This window comes from Methylocaldum sp. RMAD-M, from assembly GCF_017832375.1.
Classification (GTDB): domain Bacteria; phylum Pseudomonadota; class Gammaproteobacteria; order Methylococcales; family Methylococcaceae; genus Methylocaldum.
In genome coordinates this window covers 262,754-282,432 of sequence record NZ_JAFIBZ010000005.1, presented here as the reverse complement: position 1 = coordinate 282,432, position 19,679 = coordinate 262,754, and the positions used below count along the sequence as shown (strand labels likewise).

At 57.5% G+C, this 19,679-nt stretch carries 18 protein-coding genes; 9 read left to right on the top strand and 9 right to left on the bottom strand.

Going from position 1 to position 19,679, the window contains the following annotated elements; translation table 11 throughout:
- Positions 1-8: 8 nt before the first annotated feature.
- The 4 genes from JOD69_RS07825 to JOD69_RS07810 are packed head-to-tail and all read right to left on the bottom strand — an operon-like array spanning position 9 to position 4,142.
- Positions 9-974, bottom strand: a complete 966-nt coding sequence (locus JOD69_RS07825; RefSeq protein ID WP_077727926.1) for a DUF4340 domain-containing protein — start codon at positions 972-974, stop codon at positions 9-11.
- Entirely contained in the window at positions 974-2,458 is a 1,485-nt protein-coding gene (locus tag JOD69_RS07820; protein ID WP_077727925.1) for a DUF4350 domain-containing protein, read from the bottom strand. Before JOD69_RS07820 ends, JOD69_RS07825 begins: the two co-directional genes overlap by 1 nt.
- Positions 2,455-3,201, bottom strand: a complete 747-nt coding sequence (locus JOD69_RS07815) for an ABC transporter permease subunit (RefSeq protein WP_077727924.1) — start codon at positions 3,199-3,201, stop codon at positions 2,455-2,457. Before JOD69_RS07815 ends, JOD69_RS07820 begins: the two co-directional genes overlap by 4 nt.
- The gene (locus tag JOD69_RS07810; RefSeq protein WP_077727923.1) at positions 3,198-4,142 is read right to left on the bottom strand and encodes an ATP-binding cassette domain-containing protein; all 945 of its coding nucleotides are present in this window, start codon (positions 4,140-4,142) and stop codon (positions 3,198-3,200) included. The genes JOD69_RS07815 and JOD69_RS07810 overlap by 4 nt, the downstream gene beginning before the upstream one ends.
- A gap of 401 nt (positions 4,143-4,543) precedes the next feature.
- On the opposite strand from JOD69_RS07810, the gene JOD69_RS07805 reads away from it, so the two are divergent.
- From JOD69_RS07805 to JOD69_RS07770, 8 genes are all read left to right on the top strand, one after another.
- The gene (locus tag JOD69_RS07805) at positions 4,544-5,707 is read left to right on the top strand and encodes a histidine kinase (protein ID WP_077727922.1); all 1,164 of its coding nucleotides are present in this window, start codon (positions 4,544-4,546) and stop codon (positions 5,705-5,707) included.
- A complete protein-coding gene (locus JOD69_RS07800) occupies positions 5,682-6,443 on the top strand; it encodes a LytTR family DNA-binding domain-containing protein (protein WP_077727921.1) in 762 nt (253 codons plus the stop codon). Before JOD69_RS07805 ends, JOD69_RS07800 begins: the two co-directional genes overlap by 26 nt.
- Positions 6,444-6,481: 38 nt before the next feature.
- Positions 6,482-7,405 carry a hydroxymethylbilane synthase gene (gene hemC, locus JOD69_RS07795; protein WP_077727920.1) on the top strand — a complete coding sequence of 308 codons (924 nt, stop codon included), beginning with the start codon at positions 6,482-6,484 and terminating at the stop codon, positions 7,403-7,405.
- A 1-nt stretch (position 7,406) separates the two neighbouring features.
- Positions 7,407-8,222, top strand: coding sequence for a uroporphyrinogen-III synthase (locus tag JOD69_RS07790; protein ID WP_077727919.1), 816 nt, complete (start codon positions 7,407-7,409; stop codon positions 8,220-8,222).
- A gap of 69 nt (positions 8,223-8,291) precedes the next feature.
- The gene (locus tag JOD69_RS07785) at positions 8,292-9,521 is read left to right on the top strand and encodes a uroporphyrinogen-III C-methyltransferase (protein ID WP_133717001.1); all 1,230 of its coding nucleotides are present in this window, start codon (positions 8,292-8,294) and stop codon (positions 9,519-9,521) included.
- Positions 9,518-10,801 carry a heme biosynthesis HemY N-terminal domain-containing protein gene (locus tag JOD69_RS07780; protein ID WP_077727917.1) on the top strand — a complete coding sequence of 428 codons (1,284 nt, stop codon included), beginning with the start codon at positions 9,518-9,520 and terminating at the stop codon, positions 10,799-10,801. Before JOD69_RS07785 ends, JOD69_RS07780 begins: the two co-directional genes overlap by 4 nt.
- Before the next feature lie 446 nt (positions 10,802-11,247).
- Positions 11,248-12,042: an FRG domain-containing protein gene (locus JOD69_RS07775; RefSeq protein WP_077727916.1), complete on the top strand. Its 795-nt coding sequence runs from the start codon at positions 11,248-11,250 to the stop codon at positions 12,040-12,042.
- 90 nt (positions 12,043-12,132) lie between these two features.
- Positions 12,133-13,368: an ABC transporter ATP-binding protein gene (locus JOD69_RS07770; RefSeq protein ID WP_086133071.1), complete on the top strand. Its 1,236-nt coding sequence runs from the start codon at positions 12,133-12,135 to the stop codon at positions 13,366-13,368.
- Between the two features lie 180 nt (positions 13,369-13,548).
- On the opposite strand, the gene JOD69_RS07765 is transcribed toward JOD69_RS07770, so the two are convergent.
- The 3 genes from JOD69_RS07765 to JOD69_RS07755 all read right to left on the bottom strand — a co-directional run bounded on the left by JOD69_RS07765 (position 13,549) and on the right by JOD69_RS07755 (position 15,849).
- The gene (locus tag JOD69_RS07765) at positions 13,549-14,358 is read right to left on the bottom strand and encodes an endonuclease/exonuclease/phosphatase family protein (protein WP_077727914.1); all 810 of its coding nucleotides are present in this window, start codon (positions 14,356-14,358) and stop codon (positions 13,549-13,551) included.
- 83 nt (positions 14,359-14,441) lie between these two features.
- Positions 14,442-15,089 (bottom strand): thiol:disulfide interchange protein DsbA/DsbL, encoded by a 648-nt coding sequence (locus JOD69_RS07760; RefSeq protein ID WP_077727913.1) that lies wholly within the window; start codon positions 15,087-15,089, stop codon positions 14,442-14,444.
- Positions 15,090-15,246: 157 nt separating this feature from the next.
- Positions 15,247-15,849: a c-type cytochrome gene (locus tag JOD69_RS07755; protein ID WP_077728115.1), complete on the bottom strand. Its 603-nt coding sequence runs from the start codon at positions 15,847-15,849 to the stop codon at positions 15,247-15,249.
- 124 nt (positions 15,850-15,973) lie between these two features.
- On the opposite strand from JOD69_RS07755, the gene yihA reads away from it, so the two are divergent.
- Positions 15,974-16,600: a ribosome biogenesis GTP-binding protein YihA/YsxC gene (gene yihA / locus JOD69_RS07750; protein WP_086133070.1), complete on the top strand. Its 627-nt coding sequence runs from the start codon at positions 15,974-15,976 to the stop codon at positions 16,598-16,600.
- A 216-nt stretch (positions 16,601-16,816) separates the two neighbouring features.
- Here the strand turns inward: yihA and polX are convergent, their stop codons facing one another.
- Positions 16,817-18,541 carry a DNA polymerase/3'-5' exonuclease PolX gene (polX, locus tag JOD69_RS07745; RefSeq protein WP_086133069.1) on the bottom strand — a complete coding sequence of 575 codons (1,725 nt, stop codon included), beginning with the start codon at positions 18,539-18,541 and terminating at the stop codon, positions 16,817-16,819.
- A gap of 9 nt (positions 18,542-18,550) precedes the next feature.
- The gene (gene rtcA / locus JOD69_RS07740; protein WP_077727910.1) at positions 18,551-19,624 is read right to left on the bottom strand and encodes an RNA 3'-terminal phosphate cyclase; all 1,074 of its coding nucleotides are present in this window, start codon (positions 19,622-19,624) and stop codon (positions 18,551-18,553) included.
- Positions 19,625-19,679 lie beyond the last annotated feature (55 nt).

The following is a 19,679-nucleotide window of genomic DNA, read 5'->3' as shown; positions in this document are numbered from 1 at the left end:
AAGAAGCGTCAGTCCGCCGCCTCTTCCCCTTCTTCGCCCGGCTCTGCCGATTCTGCCGGTTCTTGCTGTTCTTCCGCGTCCGCTGGAGATTCTTCCTCGGTCTCCTCGTCTTCGGCTGGGGACAGTTTCGGCTCCTCGGGCTTGAGTTCCGGTTTTTGCAGGCTGAGCAGCTGTTTTGCGGCGTTTCCGGTCACTTCGTACTGAAGCCCCAGATCCGGTCGGACAAGAAGGAGATCCGGCTCCCGCTGCATGATGAAGAACTCGACCGGATTGCCCTCGGCCAGGGTAATTCGGATTACATCGCCTTGAGCGGGCTGTTCCACCCGCTTCACATCGATGGCTCTCGCCGTATTCCAGGCGTTGAGGAGATCCGAAATGCTTTGATTGGGTTCGGCCGACGGCTCCAGAATCCATTTGCCGTCCTGCCCCAAGGTAGCTTTCAAGCCCGGTATGAAAATCTCTTTGATTTTCGCGTCTTCGGGCAGGAGCTTCTTGTCCACGTAATCCGTAGCGGATGCGGTGAGGTGATGAAAGAAATCGTCGTTGACCAGGTGCAGGGTATCCCCGATTTGCACGTAACGCCGCATGTTGATGGGATCCGAGCCGCCGAACTTCATCGTGGTCGCATCCAGAATCAACGTGGCTTTCGGCTTGTCGAGCTCGAATTTGGGGAGGTCCTCGGCACTTACCGGGTACTGCGCTTCGCTGTTGGCCTCGGCGATGCCGATCAGCTGCCGGACGCGAATGTCGTTGGCCGGGGCATAAAACGGCTTGGTCAAGCGCCAGTGCCCGTTTTGCTTTTCGAAGGTGATGGCGTCCTTATTCTGCAAGGTGATGGCGGTAAGCGCATTTTCGTCGATAGCCGCGAGAGGCGTAGTCTCGGGCTTTTCCTTGCCGGGCTCGAAAAATGCAACGGCGGCAAGGACGGCTATGACGATCAATAGCGCTAGATTCAGGATCAGTCTCGATTTCATTAACGTCTCCGGCGTTTAAACCAAATGGCAGCTCCCGTGCCGATCAGCCCGGCGGGCAAGGCGATCAGGAAACCGATGGCGATCACGCCGGAAGCGACGGGCGACAGTTCCAGCTTCCGGTCCGGCGCCGTCTTGGCTGGAATATTGATCAAAGCCTCGTTTTGGCTCAGCCAATGAACGATGTTGAGGCCGAGATCCAGATTGCCGCCGTTGCCGAGAAAGGCATTCGACAGGAAGTCGCCGTCGCCGATCACGACGATTCGCTGTTCGGACGGCTTTTCACCAGCATCCTTGGCCGCCCCGGCTTCCGGTTGTCCGGCTTGTTCCGCCTTCGATCCTTCGTTCGGCTTAGCTTCAGACGGCTTTGCTTCGGACTTGCTTGCCGAAGCGGCCGGCTCCGTCTTATCCGTCGGTTTTATCTCGCGGGTCAAGGTGTAACCGATCTGGAGCGGGCCTTTGCGCTCGCCTTTGTCCGCGTCGAACTGGATTTTTCCTTCGATCGCTCCGGTCTCGGTCCAGGAGCGAGCCAGAGTGCTGAGCAGAGGTTCCCGCTGGAAATCTCCGTCTGCGCTTTTGTCCAGCGCCGCCGTGGCCGGGAATAGCGTCATCGTCTGAAAATTGAACGTGATCGGATGCGCCGGATATTCCGCGACAAGGGCGAAAGTGGGGTCGTCTATGCCGAAGAGCTGGGTGGATGCATCCACCACGGTTCCGGGCAGGAACTTGATTCCCAGCTGCTGGGCGAGCGGATCCAAACCATGCAGTTCGCCGGGGTCGGTCAGCCACAACAGATTTCCGCCGTTTTTCACATAGTTCTGGACCAGCGTAATTTCACCGGGAAGGAAGTTCGCTCGCGGCCCCGCCAGGACAAGCACGTTGGTGTTGTCCGGAATGTCGGGCGTCACCGCCAGATTCACCATCGACACCGTGATGCCTTTCCGCTCCAGTTCTTCGCCGAACTGGCCCAGATCATGGTTGGCCTGGCCTTGCGGCGACCGTTCCCCATGACCCTCGAGGAAGACCACGTGCCGTTCCTTGGCCACGGCCAAGCGCTGCAAGGCATTGGTCAAGGTGGCCTCTTCGGCGTTTTGAATTTTTTCGGTGCGGCCCTGGTAATCCACCATCATTTCGCCGTCCATGGTGATACCCAGTTCCCTGACTTTATCGGGCTGAGTATCCGGATTGACGAAATTCAGCGTCAGATCGTTCTTGTAACGGCTGTAGCGTCCGACCTGATCGCGAATCTGGTTTCGCAGCTGGGCGTTTTCCCGAGCGTACGCGGTAATCGTTACCGGTTCTTTCATCAGGTCCAAGACCTTGCGGCTGGCCTCGGAGAGAGTGTGGCGGCCGCCCGCGGTCCAGTCGAACTGGGCCGTGTAGCGCGTGCTCAGCCAGGCCACAAGGCCGACGACGGCCAGAAACAGCAAGGTGAAGAGAAGGTTTTGCAGGCGTAGTTCGAGGTGCGTCTTGCGGTTGATCTTCATTTTTGCAGGCGATCGTTATCCAGACGATGGACGCTCAGAACGAGAAACGTGAGCGTAAAGAGCAGGAAGTAAATCAGATCGGTCGTCGATACCAGACCTTTCAGCAAACTCTCGTAATGGCGCAGGATCGAGAGATATTCGAGCACGCCGCCCGCCGAGTTGCCGGTCCAGTCGATGATCCACAGCAGCAGCAATGCCCCGAACGTGCTGACGGCGGCGATGGTCGGCTGGCTGGCGAGCGCCGACATGTATAGCCCCACGGCGGCAAACCCGGCCAGCAGCAACACGAGGGCGATGATGCAGGCCGCCAGCTTGCCCATGTCCAGTCCGCCCCCGACCAGCAGCGACAGCGGCATCAGACCGATCATCGCGACCATGATGAGCAGGAAGGCGAACACGCCGAGATACTTCCCGAGAATGATCTCGGTCATCGACACCGGAGCGGTAAACAGAAGGCTCAGCGTGCGGTTGCGGCGCTCCTCGCTGATCAGCCGCATCGTCAGGAGCGGCGTCACCAATAGGAGAATGACGCCGGCATTGCCGAACAGCGGGACGGCGATCAGGTCGGTGACTCCGGGCGCATCCTCCATGCCGGCGATGCGGGCTTGCAGCATCACGTAGTAGTCGAGCTGCGCCAGAAACATGTAGCCCAGAATGATCTGGATCACGCCCAGGATCGACCAGGCCAAAGGCGAAAGAAACAGCGTGCGGAGCTCTCGCCCCGCGATGACTAAGGCCATCATGCGGCTTGCTCCTCCATAACGGGAGTGTGTTGGGTGATGTCTATGAAGATTTCTTCCATGCTGCGCCGTTCGGGGGTCAGTTCCAGCAGTCCCCAACCCAGCGATACCGCAGCTTCGGAGATCCGTTCGGCCGGGTTTTTGTCCTTGTCGTGAAAGATTCGATAGCGCCGCTCGCCGAGGTCGTCGATCTTTTGAACGCCGTCGATGGCATAAAGCTTCATGAGATCGGCCCCTAAACGGGTTTCCAGCACCACGCTGGACGCGCGCATCTGCTGTTCCAGGCCCTCGATGCTGTCGCTGAGCACCAGCTTGCCCTTGTGAATGATTTGCACGCGGGTGCAGGATTCCTGGACTTCGGGAAGGATGTGCGTCGAGAGAATAATCCCGTGCTGCTTGCCGAGCTCGCCGATCAGTTCGCGAATCTCCCGGATCTGGATCGGGTCCAGCCCCACGGTCGGCTCATCGAGAATGATGACCGACGGGGAATGGAGAATGGCTTGGGCGATACCGACCCGCTGCTGATAACCCTTCGACAGATTCCCGATCAATCGCTCGCCGACGTCAGTCAAGCCGCAGCGTTCTTTGGCGCTATCGACCGCTGTCGGGATTTTTTCCCGGGGAATCTGATGCAGTTTCCCGCAGTAGTCCAGGTATTCGTCCACCGTCAGCTCCCGATAAACCGGTGGTATTTCGGGCAAATAGCCCAGCTCCCGCTTGGCCTCCTTGGGATTGTCCAGTATGTCGATCCCGTTGATGAGGATCTGCCCGGAGGTAGGCGCGAGATTGCCGCAGATCATCTGCATGGTGGACGACTTGCCCGCCCCGTTGGGGCCGAGAAATCCCAGAATTTCGCCCTTTTCCAGGCTGAACGTAACGTTGTTGACGGCGCAGTGATCGCCGTAATAGCGATAAAGTTGTTCGACTTGAATGAGTTGAGTCATAGCGCGCGTAAGATACAAAAATTTTTCCGAAAGGCAAGATACGGGCCACTTGGGCACCAGGTGCCGCACGCCCGTAAAAAATAGCGGAACCCAATAACGGTACCACAGAGCAGTCCTCGCCGTCCTGATCGTGTTATTTGGAAGCGGCGAGTGCGCCGACTGGACTGAGTGTATCCAAAAGCAAGGCGAGCCTGTGCGCCATCGTTTCGGACGCAGCACGCAAGCCTATCGCAAATGCCGTTCAGGACGCTTGCGACCGCCCCTCTCGACCGCTTCGAGCCACTTATCCAGCAAATTCCGATGTTTTCCTCCAGCAAGCTTTTCCCGGACCTCTACACTCTTATGGAGCAACGAACTCCACAGCCTGACTTTTTGAACATTCGTCGGACAATTGATCATTGATGCAGCGGCGGAAAACCGAGCAAGTGAAGTCTATACGGCCTAAGGACAGTTCCGGCCGACGGGAAGCATCGCCGACCATCCGCGGTACCGGGGCCGCAACCAGCCGGGCGGCCGAGTCCTTTCTTCCCGATTTTTGCAGCCTCTCGACCGCCCTGATGCTAGTCGTTTCGGCCGAATTACTGGCTTTCGTTCTGACGCTCGCCGATTCGTCGTCCGATTACGGCTTCTGGTCCGACCTGGGGCTGCGCTCGCTATTCATCGTCTGGATCGCGCTGACCAGCGGAGTCGTCCTTTGCAGTATTCGCTCGCGGCTCGCCCGACTAGACGCCCTCTGGTGCGGAGTGGCGACCTTCTCCGTCATCCAGACCGCGACATTTCTGATTGCCTGGCTAGGCCATGACGGCCCGTTGAATCCGGGACATGCCATTTCCTTTGAAAACCTCGACGGTGTCTATTATTTGAAAATTCTCGGGGCCAGCAGTCTCATTACGGCGGCCTGGCTGCGCTACCTCTATATCCAATCGCGCTGGCGTCTGCAAATCCGGGCCGAAGGTGAAGCCCGGCTCGATGCACTACAGGCGCGGATGCGCCCCCACTTTCTGTTCAATAGTCTCAACACCATCGCCAGCCTCACTCGGAACGATCCGAAAATGGCGGAAGAACTTCTGCTGGATTTGGCCGAGTTGTTCCGCGCGGTACTCAAGAAAGAGACCAAATGGGTGGCGCTGAAAGACGAAGTGGGCCTGACTTGCCAATATCTCAACATCGAGCGGCAGCGTCTCGGCGAACGTCTGCGCATCGACTGGCGTCTGAAGGACGCTCCGGAGGACGCACTGATCCCTCCCCTGAGCATTCAGCCGCTGGTGGAAAATGCGATTTATCACGGCGTCGAGCCGTCTCAGAGTGGCGGCAAAGTGGAGATCGGCGGTCAACTCACGAAACGGCATCTCGTTCTGACGGTAAAAAACACTCTGCCGGAAGCGGATGCGCGCCGCTCGCGCCAAGGTGCAAGGATAGCTCTGGCCAATCTCCGCGCTCGTCTCGAAGCCTGTTTTCCGGGCGAGGCGCGTCTCCTCACCAGCGTGGTCGACAATTGCTACCAAGTTCGAATCGTCTTTCCTTATCTTCCGAAGAATCATGAAAATCCTGATCGCCGACGATGAGGCGCCGGCTCGAAGCCGTTTGCGGGATTTGCTCGGCGAGATCGACTCGTCATTGATCGTCGTCGGAGAAGCGGCCGACGGCGAACAGGCCTTGAGGCTCGCCGCTCAGATCCAGCCGGATGCGGTTCTGCTGGATATCCGAATGCCGTGGATCGACGGCATCGGAACCGCACGCGAACTCGCCCGATTGCCTCAGCCGCCGGCCGTGGTCTTTACGACGGCTTACGACGAACATGCATTGGAGGCATTCGAGGTCAGCGCGGTCGATTATCTCCTCAAGCCGGTGCGAAAGGACCGTCTGGCCGCCGCCTTGCGAAGGGCGGAACGATTTACCGAAACCGCGTGGAATAAACTCGAGACCGCCCTACCTGCCGGACAATCGACCCGTAGCCATTTATGCATCCACAGCCATGGCGACATACGATTGATTCCGGTCGACACGGTGCTTTATTTCCGCGCCGAGCAAAAATATACGACGGTGAGGACCCCCGACGGAGAAACCTTGATCGACGATTCGTTGAAGTCTTTGGAAGAAGAATTCGGAAAGAGCTTCATTCGGATTCACCGCAACGCCTTGGTGGCAATCGACCATATCGTCGCACTGGAAAAATCGTCCTCCGGCGGCACGGCGCTTCGTCTGCGCGGCATCCCCGAGACCTTGGAAATAAGCCGTCGACACCAGCCTTCCGTAAGAAGCCAGCTAAAACAACTCGCTACGATTGGTGAGGACGGCTGATTTGATACAATGGCTTAATTTACGCACGGTCGATACTGATGCCACAACGTATACGCATCGCCACCCGCAAAAGCGCCCTGGCCGTATGGCAGGCGGAACACGTCGCGGCGCGCCTGAGGGCCGCATGCCCCGATATCGAAGTCGAATTGGTGAAAATGGTCACGCGCGGCGACAAATTGCTCGACGCCCCGCTGGCCAAGGTGGGCGGCAAAGGTTTGTTCGTGAAGGAACTGGAGGAGGGGCTGCTGGCAGAAACGGCCGATCTGGCCGTCCACTCCATGAAAGACGTGCCGGCGGAACTGCCCGACGGCCTGCATCTCGCCGCCATTCTGCCGCGCGAGGATCCCCGCGACGCTTTTGTTTCCCTGCGTTACCCGTCCTTCGATGTGCTGCCTCCGCACGCGAAGATCGGTACCTCCAGCCTTCGCCGGCAATGCCAGATCAAGGTCCGTCTCCCCGAATGCGAAACGCTCAATCTTCGGGGCAATGTCGACACCCGCCTAAATAAGCTCGAGACCGAGCAGTACGACGCCATCATCCTTGCTGCAGCGGGATTGAAACGGCTCGGCCTGAGCCATCGGATTACGGAAATACTTTCGACTGAGACCAGCCTCCCCGCGGTCGGCCAAGGCGCCATCGGCATCGAATGCCGCCGGGATGACATTTGGCTGAACGAGTGTCTAAAAGCATTGCACCACGAGGAAACGGCTATCTGCGTCACGGCAGAGCGAGCGCTCAACGAGCGCCTGAACGGTGGCTGCCAGGTGCCCATTGCCGGATACGCGGAATTGTCCGGGGAACATCTGAGACTGCGTGGGCTGGTCGGCACGCCTGACGGAAGATCACTGATTCAAGGCGAAATCGAAGGTTCTTACGCCGATCCGCAGGACTTAGGGATAGCCTTGGCCGAAGATTTATTATCGCGCGGGGCCGATCGCATCCTGAACGCACTCTATGCCTGACATGGCAAGCTCGACGAATGCCCCTCTAGCCGGCATAGGCATATTGGTCACCCGACCGCGGGAACAAGCCGATGGCCTGTGCGCTCTAATTGAAGCCGCCGGCGGCCATGCAATGAGGCTGCCGTTGCTGGAAATCGTCGCTGTCGGCGATCCTACCGCAGCGGCGGAACTTTTATCGCGGCAAGACCGGTGGGATTGGTTGATATTCGCGAGCCCCAACGCCGTCCGCTTCACTCTGGCGATTCACGGCGGGTCGTTCAATCCGCCGCGGCCGGCGCGAATCGCGGCTATCGGCCAGACTACTGCGGAAGCGCTGACCAAGGCCGGAATTCGGGTAGACCTGATACCTAAACCGCAGTTTAATAGCGAGTCGCTCTTGGCGTCGCCGGAAATGACTGATGTATCCGGCAAATCGATATTGATCGTCCGGGGCGAAGGCGGACGGGAGCATCTTGCGCAAACACTCAGGGCTCGTGGTGCGGAAGTTGCTTACGCGGAAGTTTATCGCAGAATTCTTCCCGCGACGGATATCGGTTATTGGATTGACCTGAGGCGCCAAGGCGGTATCGACATTGTAACCATCACCAGCGGAGAGGCTTTGAATAATCTTACGCAGCTCTTGGGCGAGGCCATACACGAGTTCGCCGAGCATACCCCGCTCGTGGTGATCGGCTCGCGCGTCGAAAAACTGGCTCGCGATCAAGGCTGGCGTCATGTGATCAGTGCGGAGCCGGCCTGCGATCAAGCCATAGCGGAGACGATAATTCGTCATGTCGAAACGAAGAGAACCGCTCAAGACCGCCCGGCCAGCCGATAATCGGCCCGCTGATTTCGAGTCCTTTCTCCAATAAAAGCTATTAAGGTTCAATACTACGGGGATACAGCATTGGTTGACGTAAATAACGAATTGATGTCGGCCACCGGCCAGCCCGCCAATGGAGCGGAAACCGAGGCCGTAAAGACATCTGCCGCCCCCCCCAAGAAATCCCGCAGCTTCGCGTGGATCGGTTATCTCATCTTGCTCGGCATACTGGGTCTTACCGCCGGGGGCTGGTACTTTCTTCAAGAGCTACGCTCCAAGCAGGAAGGTCTGGGCGGCCAATTGACCAGCAAGGACCAGCAAATCATGGAGTTCACGCGGCAGTTGAGCGCGATGCAATCCGAGATGGCCACACTGCACTCCCAGCTCGCCACCCTTCAATCTCAGGTGACGACGGAGGATTCGAAATTCGAGCGGCTGATCGGCGATCAGTCCGCCCAGCTCAACGAGAGATTGAACCTGACGCGGAACGAACTGAATGAATCGGTTCAGCGCATCCAACGACAGCTCAACAAGACCCGTGGCGATTTGTTGGTAGCGGACGCCGAGTACCTTCTGAGCATCGCCAACCAAAAACTTCACCTGATCGGCGACGTGAAAGCCGTAATTGCTGCCATGGAGGCCGCGGACCAGCGCCTGCACGACAGCGGCGATCCGGCGGTGTTCAAAGTCCGGGAAGCGTTGGCCGAGGAAATCGAAACTCTCCGGCGGCTCAACGCTCCGGATATCGTAGGACTTTCCTCCAGACTGCTGGCTCTTGAAAGCAAGGCCAAGGATATTCCCCTGTTCTTACCCCATGCGGGCAAAGTCAGCGAACACGACGACACCCCCGAAACGGCCGAACCCGCCGCGGGGGCTGAAGGTGAAGGGCCGCTCGGTTCCGCGCTGGACAATATCAAGGACCTGGTAACGATACGCCGCACCGATCGGCCGGTAAATGCCGTTCTCCATCCGGAACAGGCGGAGGCGCTACGTCAAGTTCTGCTGCTCAAGCTGGAAACGGGCCGAGCGGCGCTCCTCCGAGGCGACGAAGAGATGTACAAAGCCAATCTGGCCTCCGCGCGCGAGTGGCTGAACGAGCACTTCGATCCCGACGCGAAAAAAACCCAGGAGGTCGCCGCGGAAATCAGCGCACTGGCGGACCAGCCGATTCGCATGCCATTCCCGGATATCAGCAAGTCGTTAACTCTCTTGCGGAACATCGAAAAGCTACGTCTGGAAGCCGAGCAGGCCGAGACGAAGGCCACTGGGGAAAGGCAATCCGGCGAGGCACAACCTGCGGGAGCACAGCCGTGAAAAAAGCCTTCATCTATGTGCTGATCGCCGTCTCGATCGCCGTCGGAGTGGGCTTTTTCGTTCACCGCCGATTGATCGCCGGCGACGCGGGCTATGTCATCATCGGCTACGATCGCTGGGTGCTGGAATCCTCGCTACTCGTGATCCTGGTCACTTTGATCGTCGCTTTCGTTCTGTTCTACTTTTTGGTCCGCGTCGTCTTGCAGGCGATGAGCATTCCCAAAGTCCTCAAAAAGCGCGGTGGCGAACTTCGTAACAAGCGTTCCCAGGAAGCCTTGATCACAGGGCTCATCGAAACGGCCGAGGGCAATTGGGAGAAGGCGGAGCGGAATCTGATCCGCCATGCCGCAGACAGCGGCGCGCCGCTCATCAACTATCTGACCGCCGCACGGGCCGCACATGCACGAGGCGCCGTCGAACAGCGGGACGAATATTTGAAGCTGGCCCGTGAAATCGCGCCCGAGTCGGAGCTAGCGGTCGGCCTGACCCGCGCGGAATTGCAGTTGTCCAACAAGCAATTCGAGGAAGCGTTGGAGTCTCTGACTCATCTGAACAAGATCGCCCCGAGCCACGCCGCTGTCTTGAGGCTGACTCACCAAGCCTATGCCCAAATGGAAGATTGGGAAAGTTTGCGCAGCCTGCTTCCCGCCTTGCACAAGAACAAGGTTTTGATGGAAGCGGAGGTCAAACTGCTCGAAACGGAAACCTACAGCGCTCTGATCAGACAAAAATCCGAATCTCGCGACGTTACCGCCTTGCGGGAGGTTTGGGCGACCGTTCCCGAGCACATTCGCGCATCCACGGGAATTCAGTCCCTCTATTTCGCCGCCATGATCGAAGCCGGTGCCGGCGAGGAAATCGAGGACGAGCTGCGCCGCGCTCTCGGCGATGAGTGGGACGAGACCCTTCTAGTTCTCTACGGTTGCATCCAGCTATCCGACCGGGAAAAGCAGCTCAAGCATGCGGAAACCTGGCTGGGACCGCATCCGAAAGATGCCGTTCTGTTCAGGGTACTGGGCAAACTCGCCATCCACTGCAAGCTTTGGAATAAGGCCAAAGACTACCTGGAAAAAAGCCTCAACGTGGAACCCAGCGTCGAAGCCTACCAGCTCTTGGGTGACGTGCTGCATCAGCAAAACGACTTCGCCGCCGCCTGCCATTACTATCGCAACGGATTGATGTTCGCTTCCAGCGAAGTGGTCGCTCAGATCGAGCAGAATCCGTCCGGGGAGGCTATGGAGCCGGTGGAGGAAGAGCTTGTTTCGAGCGCGGCTCAGTAAAAGAGATGTGTTTTGCGACCAACAGAGCAGCCATCCGGATTCCCTCCGTTGAGACACACGCATCTTGCTGCTTCGTAGAGTATACACAAGCGCGGCATGCTATTGTTCCGGCCGTTTAGTGGAATCCTGTTTTGTGCGGCTTTCCGTTTTCCAATGATGGCCGGTATAGGATGGGCTGGGCCTGCGAAGAACGATGCGTGTCCTGAGCCCTGTCGAAGCTGGTATAGGGCGGAATAGCGTACTCGCGTATTCCGCCGCATGGGGAGCCGTCCCATTCGGCGCATTACGCTAAAGCTAATGCGCCCTACACCAAGGTGCCCTAAGCGATCTGCAAGATGGGCGTAAGGAAGTGTACCCCATAGTCGGTACATCGAACTAGAATGTGCTCTACGATACGAATCGATATCTCTTGACCATCGCCTGCTCCCCCCGACATGGAAAACGTCATGAACGACATTCGAGTCGCGAATTGGTCCGAGCTGATGCGGGCTCTGTACGACATCCCGAAAAATGCTCTTCAACGTTATCGATCGGATCTCGTCTACCGAGGCTTGGCCGACGCCTCTTGGGGACTCGAAAACAGCCTGTTGCGGCTCGGGGGTGATTACATCAACGTCGAGAAGCCGATGTTGCGGGGCTTCCGGAAATATGCGGAGCCCGGATCCATACCGGCGGAAACGCTCTGGGTGCAGTTGGCCGTTGCTCAGCACTACGGCTTGCCGACCCGCCTTCTGGATTGGACCATTTCGCCTAAGGTCGCAGTGCATTTTGCCACGGCCGAGGAGCAATATTACGACCGGGATGCTGCGATCTGGTGCATCAATGTCGTCGAGGCCCGATCCCTGTTGCCGGAAAAGCTTCGCGAAGTGCTCAACCGCGAATCCGCATTTTTGTTCTCGGTCGAAATGCTGGAATTCATCCAGTCTCTAGACGAATTCGACCGCTTGGCCGAGAATGGCCGCTTCGTGCTGTTCTTCGAGCCGCCGTCGCTGGACGCCCGCATCGTCAACCAAGGCGCGATCATGTCGGCAATGCCCGGCGCAACCTTGGTCCTCAGCGAATTTCTTTTGAATCATCCAGCCCTTTATTACCGCATCATCATCCCGAAAGAAATTAAATGGGAAGTACGGGACAAACTCGATCAGGACAACGTCACCGAACGGATGCTCTTCCCCGGCCTCGACGGGTTGAGTCGATGGTTGAAACGCTATTACGGACCGGGTCCCTGCCGTACGCACTAAACGGACAGCCGGCTTAAGCATCGCGTTTACAGCCTTACATCAAGCCTTTAATCGCTGACGCCTTACTTGTTTTCACAATCCAGACCAACCGTGTCTCAGCCAGCAATTCTGTTCGATGGCGTCGGAAAAAAATTTCGCCGGTCACTGAAAGCCGATCTGCTCTATGGCTTCCAAGACGCATCCCGGAGCATGCTCCGCCTGAAACCGTTGGAGCGTTTGCGAAGCGAAGAGTTTTGGGCGTTACGCGATGTCTCCTTTGCCGGACGGGTCGGCGAATGCATCGGAATCATCGGCCCCAATGGAGCCGGAAAGAGCACGCTGCTGAAACTGGTGAATCGGGATTACCGGCCCGATCGAGGCCGCATAGCCATGCGCGGTAAGATCAAGTCCTTGATCCGCCTCGGCACGGGGCTTCAGCCCATGCTGACCGGCCGGGAAAACATTTATATCCAGTGTGCGCAACTGGGACTCGACAAACGGGAAACCGACGCCAAACTGGACGACATCGTAGCCTTTGCCGGACTGGAAAAGTCGATCGACGCGCCGGTCAAGCATTATTCCGACGGCATGTACGCACGACTCGAATTCTCGATCGCCACCTGCGTCCCGACCGATGTCCTGCTCGTCGATGAAGTCCTGGCCGTTGGCGACGTCGCCTTCCAGTTGCGTTGCCTGGAGCGGCTCAACAGCCTTAAACACAACGGGACGACGATTCTATTCGTATCCCACTCGGAAATGAATATTCGGCATGTGGCCGACCGCTGCCTGCTCCTCTTCGATGGCGAGGCGCTGGCGTTCGGGGAAACCGACCAGCTGTTTCTCAAGTATTACGAATCGATAGGCTATCTCAATCGGCAACTCAAGCCGTTGGAAAACGCTCCCGAGATGCCGGCGGATTTTACCGGAGCGGCTTCGATACGAACGTTAGCAGTCAAAGGACAGGAAAACACGGACAGCGTGAAGGTTTTCACCGGGCAATCCGTGGATTTTGAACTGAGCTATGCTGCCGCGGTACCGGTGGAATCCGCCGGCTTGGTGCTCCAATTTTGGACCCAGACCGGCATATTGCTCGCTTCCATCTATTCCGAAATGGAGGGCAACCGGGGTTCACTTAAACCGGCTGGCGGACAGTTACGGCTAACGTTGCCGTTCCTGTCGCTGACGCCCGGAATTTACCGCGTCGCGGGCGGCTTCGCCTCGGCCGGAGGCTGGCTCGGCTATTGCGGGAGTCTGCTGACGCTGACCGTCACCCAGAAAGACGAGCGAGCTTACGAAGGACTATTTGTGATGAATGCGACAGTCTCGGGTGCGGATGGGATGGGCTAGTACAATTTTCGCCGCAGCGGTGCGAATTGAGAACTCGGCGCGCCCCCCAGAAGTCAGGCCAAAATAAGTCGTAGGTCGGCAATCCTGTGCCGACAAACCTGCTGTCGACCTGCGGCTTACATCCAAAATGCACACATAGCCCGCAACAAGGGATTGCCGACCTACCTCCGGTGCGGCCTCTCAGGCAGCGACCGCCAACTGATCGGGCAATTCGACTTCCATCGCGATGGGCAGGTGATCCGAGCAGGCAAAATTGATCACCTGGACATTCGTCACTTGAAGACTCGGCGTTACCAAAATGTGATCGAGCATTTTATGCGGGCGCCAGCTCGGAAATGTCTTCAACTCACACATCGGGTCGCAGAGCTCGGTTGCGGAAGTTAAAAGATTGAGCTCCGGCGAATTCGGCTCGCAGTTCAGGTCTCCCATCAAAACGACATACGACAGATCGCGGATCAATTCGCTGATAAACGCGATCTGCTTGAGCCGGGCACGCCTGCTCAACGCCAGATGCAGAATACACAGATATAACGCATCGTCGCCCACCGCCCCGAAGCGGGCCAGCAAGGCGCCCCGACCGGGCAGGCCAGGGAGCTTATAGTCATGAATGAAGTCGGGCTTGATGCGGCTCAACAGCCCATTGCTGTGCAGGGCCAGATTGCCGATGCGTCGGTTGACCTGGTTGTGCCAATAGGCAAAACCGGCGGTTTCCGCGAGATATTGGGTTTGAACGATGTGATGGCTGCGTGCGCCGCCGCCGTCGACTTCCTGAAGACCAACGATATCGAAAGGCTTGAGAAGATGAGCGATTCGAATCAGATTCGGAAGTCTCTTCTGAGAGGGCCAGATGTGCCGCCAGCTTCCGGTGATATAGTCCCTATAACTGGACGTTGTGATGCCCGTTTGAATATTGAAACTTGCGAATCTGACACGCCGCTTGTTAATCGGCGCGGTAGCCTCCAAAGAACTCGCAACAGCCCGAGATGTCATGACAGTACTAAGTGACACGATACCCCCAACCTGCTCGCCGGTAACCCCGGCTGCATAATGTTGATTCTTTCATGTAAACACAATTATTGGGCACCCTTTGCCCCACTGGATTCCTTTTCGATTAAATCGTTCATAATAGCGATCATCCGAGGAAACGATTTGGCCTGCTGAGGAGCGATTCGGTATTTCCCGTTGACAATGACGTTGGGCGTTCCCGTCACACCGTAGCGCGCCGCCATGGTTTCGGCCTGCCTCATCTTCGTATCCACGGCAAACGATTTATAGGCCTTGCGAAAATCGCCGTCGGCGACGCCATGGTCGGCGAAGAACTTGGCCAACTCCGTCTCGCTCTCCAGAGCTTGCTTCTTGTTTTGGATGGCGTCGTACAAATCGGCATGGACCTTATCGAGTACCCCGAGCGCTTCGGCCGTATAGTATGCCTTGGCGTGAGCCGCCCAGCGTGCATTGAAAACGGCAGGTTGTCGAATAAAAACCACGTTATCCGGCTTCTTCTTCAGCCAGGCATTTAAATCCGGTTCGAAGTGATAGCAGTGGGGGCAGCCATACCAGAAGAACTCCATGACCTCGACCTTGGAGGGATCGACAGTTGTTTGCGGCGGATTCACCAACTCGTAATCGACGCCTTGTTTGAACTCCTCCGCCTTAGCCGCTCCAAAAGCCGTAGCCGAAAACAACACCAAGCAAGCCAGCAAACTCAACGCCGATTTCATTAAACAAGCTCCGCTCTGAAATGATCCGAACCGCAAAAATGATCGAGAATCGAGCCGAACTTTCGCCCGGACTCGCCCAATGGTAGGGATTTTAAACCGAAAACCATAAAAAATGTGCCGACAATACCGAAAAATGAGCGATTTCGACTGGCGGATCTCATCGTAATCCCGACGTATAACTGGACACAGCGGTAATTTCTTCGTCGCTCAACTTAGCCGCGATCGCGCGCATGATAGAATTTGCATCGTTGGCTCGAGCACCTGCCTTGAAATCACTCAAAGTCTTTTCGAGATAAGCGGCGTACTGGGCGCGCAGAGCAGGAAATTTCGCGGACGGATTGCCGGCGCCGTCCGGGCCATGGCAACCGGCGCAAGCCGGAACGCCGGACGAGGCATTGCCGGTGCGGTAAATCGTCTCTCCTAGCGGATTAGGCGCCTCTGCCTTTTCCAGCGTGGTCTTTTGCTGGGCATAGTAAGCGCTGATGTCGTCTATATCCGCGTCGGACAGAGGCTCAGCCATCGCGGTCATGGTCGGATTGGCTCTTTTCTCGCTTTTGAATTCGTGCAACTGCTTCGCAAGATATGAAGCATGCTGACCGGCCAACTTGGGAAATATAGGCGCATTGCTGTTTCCGTCGTCACCATGGCAACCGGCACAGGGCTCCGATTTTTCCTTTCCTGCCGCCGCATTTCCTTGAGCATAAGCGAGGGAATGACCACTCAACAAAATGAAACAAACCCATAATGCACACTTCCCCATCATTGACTCCTCGCTCTGGCAAACCAAATAAAGTTCTCTCACGCCGACCTGCGGCTCGTTTTTTAGAGCGCCAATCAAATACAGGTAGACTACAAAAGTCAACAGCTTTCCCGATTCGATTCTCATGAAAACCGCTTATCAAAATACCCGGTACCTGACGAGTGCGCCGAGCGTAAAAAATGCGCCACCGGACGAAGGCTTCGAAATCGCCTTCGCGGGCCGCTCCAACGCCGGAAAATCGAGCGCGATCAATGTCATCACGCAGCAGAAATCGCTGGCGCGGGTCAGCAAAACGCCGGGGCGGACCCAGATGCTCAATTTTTTCCAAGTGGACGATCAGAGACGATTGGTCGATCTCCCCGGCTACGGCTATGCCCAGGTACCCGAGGCGATCCAGAAGAACTGGCGCCAGGCTCTGGAGTCTTATTTCAGCGAGCGCCGATCATTACGCGGGGTATTTCTGGTGATGGACATCCGCCATCCTCTGACGCCTTTCGATCACCGCATGATCGAGTGGTGCCATCACTGGAAGCTTCCGCTGCACATCGCCTTGACCAAGGCGGACAAACTCAGCCGGGGGGCTGCGCTCCAAACCTTGCGCAAGGTTGAAGCCGAATTGAACGCGCAAGAGGGATTAACGGTCAGCCTTCAGCTCTTTTCGGCACTCAAGCGGTTTGGATTGGAGGAAGCCTGGTCCGTGTTGGACCGCTGGCTGGAGATACCTCAATCGCAAGAGGCCAAAGCCCCATAAAAAGAAAAAGCTCCGAGGCAAATGGGGGGACATACCTCGGAGCGAAGTCCCGGCTTGGGGGGGGATGCCGGGCGAATGACACTACTCAAAGGGAGGAGATGAGTAGTTCGCGTCGTTCCTGACACTTAATCGTTGTGACCGCCCCTATGGATAAAAGTTCAACCGCTTTGTCATGAGCTCTCACTTTTCGGGAGACGATGCGCCTCGTTTCGGACGCTAAAAGGTCTGGCGAAGCAGCAGACGCAGTTCCTTCAAGCTGCGGGAATTCAGCACGTCACGGGACTCCAGCCAGCCGCGTCGGGCCTGTCCGACGGCGTAGCGCAGATTCCTGAAGTCCAGGGTGCTGTGCGCGTCGGAGTTGAGACTGATCAGCACACCCTCGTCCTTGGCTAATTTGCAATGAGTATCGGCAAGATCGAGGCGCTCCGGATTAGCGTTGAGCTCGAGAAAACACCTTCGCTCTCTGGCCTTGCGGATGATGCGAAGCATGTCGACATCATAGGGCTCTCGGCGACCGATCAATCGCCCGGAGGGATGCGCCAGAATGGTGAAATAGGGATGATCCATCGCGCGAAGAATCCGCTCGGTCTGTTTGTTCCGGGGCAGATCGAATCGGCTGTGTACCGCACCGACGACGATATCGAGCCGGCTGAGCACATCGTCCGGCAAATCCAGATCGCCATCCTCCAATATGTCTACTTCGATGCCCTTGAGGAGAACGATGCCGTCCAAGGTTTCGTTCAGCCGATCGACCTCGTCCATATGCTTGAGCAAGCGGATCGGATCCAGCCCATGGGCTACCGTCAGCCGGCGGGAATGCTCGGTGATGGCGAGATATTCCAGGCCATGGCTTCTCGCGGCTTCAGCCATCTCCGGGATAGTATTGTGACCGTCCGATGCTTTGGTATGAGCGTGAAGATCGCCCTTGAGATCGGACAGTTCAACCAGCTTCGGCAAACTACCCGCTCGGGCCGCTTCGATTTCGCCCCGATCTTCCCGCAATTCCGCCGGGATAAAGGGCAATCCCACAGCGGCAAAGACCGATTCTTCGGTATCGCCCGCAACCCGCTCGTCGCCTCGAAACACCCCGTATTCGTTGATTTTTAGGCCCCTCTCCTGCCCCAAATGCCGAATGGCGATGTTATGCGCTTTGCCGCCGGTGAAATAATGCAGAGCCGCGCCGTAGCTTTCCGCCGGAACCACTCTGAAATCCACTTGCAGTCCGCCGCGCAGCAACACACTGCCGCGCGTGGGACCTTGTGACAAAACCTCCGCAACGTCCTCGTACTCGACGAAACGCTGCATTACGGGGCTTCCCGATTCCGCCGCCGCCAAGATGTCGAGATCGCCCACCGTCTCCTTGGCACGGCGATAGCTGCCGGCAATCACAACCCGCTCGACGCCGGGAACCCCGTTCAAATAATCGAGCAAAGGCGCCGCGTATTGCTCGGCGGCGACGCGCGTGTAACGCCCGGCTCCGCCACCATGAGCCTCCAGCGCGTCGGCGATGTGCATCTCGGTTTTTTCACCAAAGCCGGGAAGTGCCTGTATTCGATGATCGCGTACCGCACGCCGAAGCTGAGCCAGAGTTTGAATACCGAGTTCGCGGTAGAGCGCTCTGACTCGCTTTGGACCCAATCCGGGGATTTTCAAAAGTTCCGCGATGGCCGGCGGCAGCCGTTTGTGAAGCTCGTCCAGCGTCTTGCAGTGGCCAGTGTCGACGATTTCTTTGATCTTGCCGGCCAAGTCGGCGCCGATGCCCGGCAATTCGGTCAGGTCCTCGCCCTTTTGCACCATCGCGCGAACGTCCTTGCCCAATTCCTGGAGTATGCGGGCCGCGTTGTGATAGGCGCGGACCCGAAACACGTTCGCACCGTCGATTTCCAGAAGATCGGCGATTTCCTCGAAGATCGCGGCAATGTCGGCGTTACGGATGGGCATAGCGGGTACTCACGGATTCGGAAAGACGCGCACCAAACCGGCGGTGGCCGAGGTCGATATCAATTCGACTTCGGCGATACCGAAACGCTCCACCACCCACGCATTGGTCGAAAGATGCCGGGTCATCGGATCGACCGAAAAAACGGACTCGCCGTCGGCCAGAGCGCAAGGCAACACCAATTGATCCGCCAGATGCTCGTCCACCGAGGCATTCGTATGATGGTGCTCCAACAGTTTTGCGCAGGCATCTTCGGCGACTTGCTCCGCCGGCTTCCCCCGCTCGCCCAAGGCGCTGAAACCGGCCAGAGAACGCTCGTAGCGCGCGACGAGGAAAATCCCCGCCCCCGGACAGGCCGCCTGAACGGAAACCGCGTCGATCTCGCAAGACATGTTTTTTCGTCGCAGTATGGTCTCTGCTCGGTCCGCCATGCGTTTGACCACGTGCTCGGGAAGATTGGCGGCAAGCGCCCGGCCGGAAATCTCCACGAGTTCGCCTCGATCCGGCACATTAAGAGAGTGCAGCCTCTTTCTCGTTCCTACTCCGGTTCCTCTCGTCTCCAGCAGCACTTCACCCTTTCCGACCGGGTACCAGCCGGATCGTTCCAGACTGAGTTCGGCGCGTACGCCCATGAGCTTCAAATAAGGGAGCCACACGTCATGAAGATAATCGAACGGCGGGCTCAGGGGCACGTGCGTTCCGCCCCGCAACTCGACCCGTGAGCCGCCTTCGGTCAACGCCAAAGGCAGCAGCACCGTTTGTAGTACCAGCGACACTGCTCCCGCGCTGCCGCCTTGCCTCGCTTTCGCGACATCGAAGAGATAGTCGCCGGCCTTTGGCTTTGTCCGCGGCGTGAACGTCAGAGTCCTGGAACCCAATTCGGTCCCGCTCAGCTCGGCATCGCAAAGCTTAGCCGCCGCAAACACCGCCGTCAGATGCTGGGCAGCCAATCCCGGCTTTTTCCGCCTCGCACGGATGTTTTCGATACGTACCGGACGGCCGGTAATGGTGGACAGGCAGAGCGTGGTCCTAAGAATTTGCCCGCCGCCTTCGCCGTAGGAACCGTCAATAACGATGCGATCCATGGTCTCAGTCATCTATTCCTCAAGAATTTTGATCAATAGAACGAGCGTTCATCAT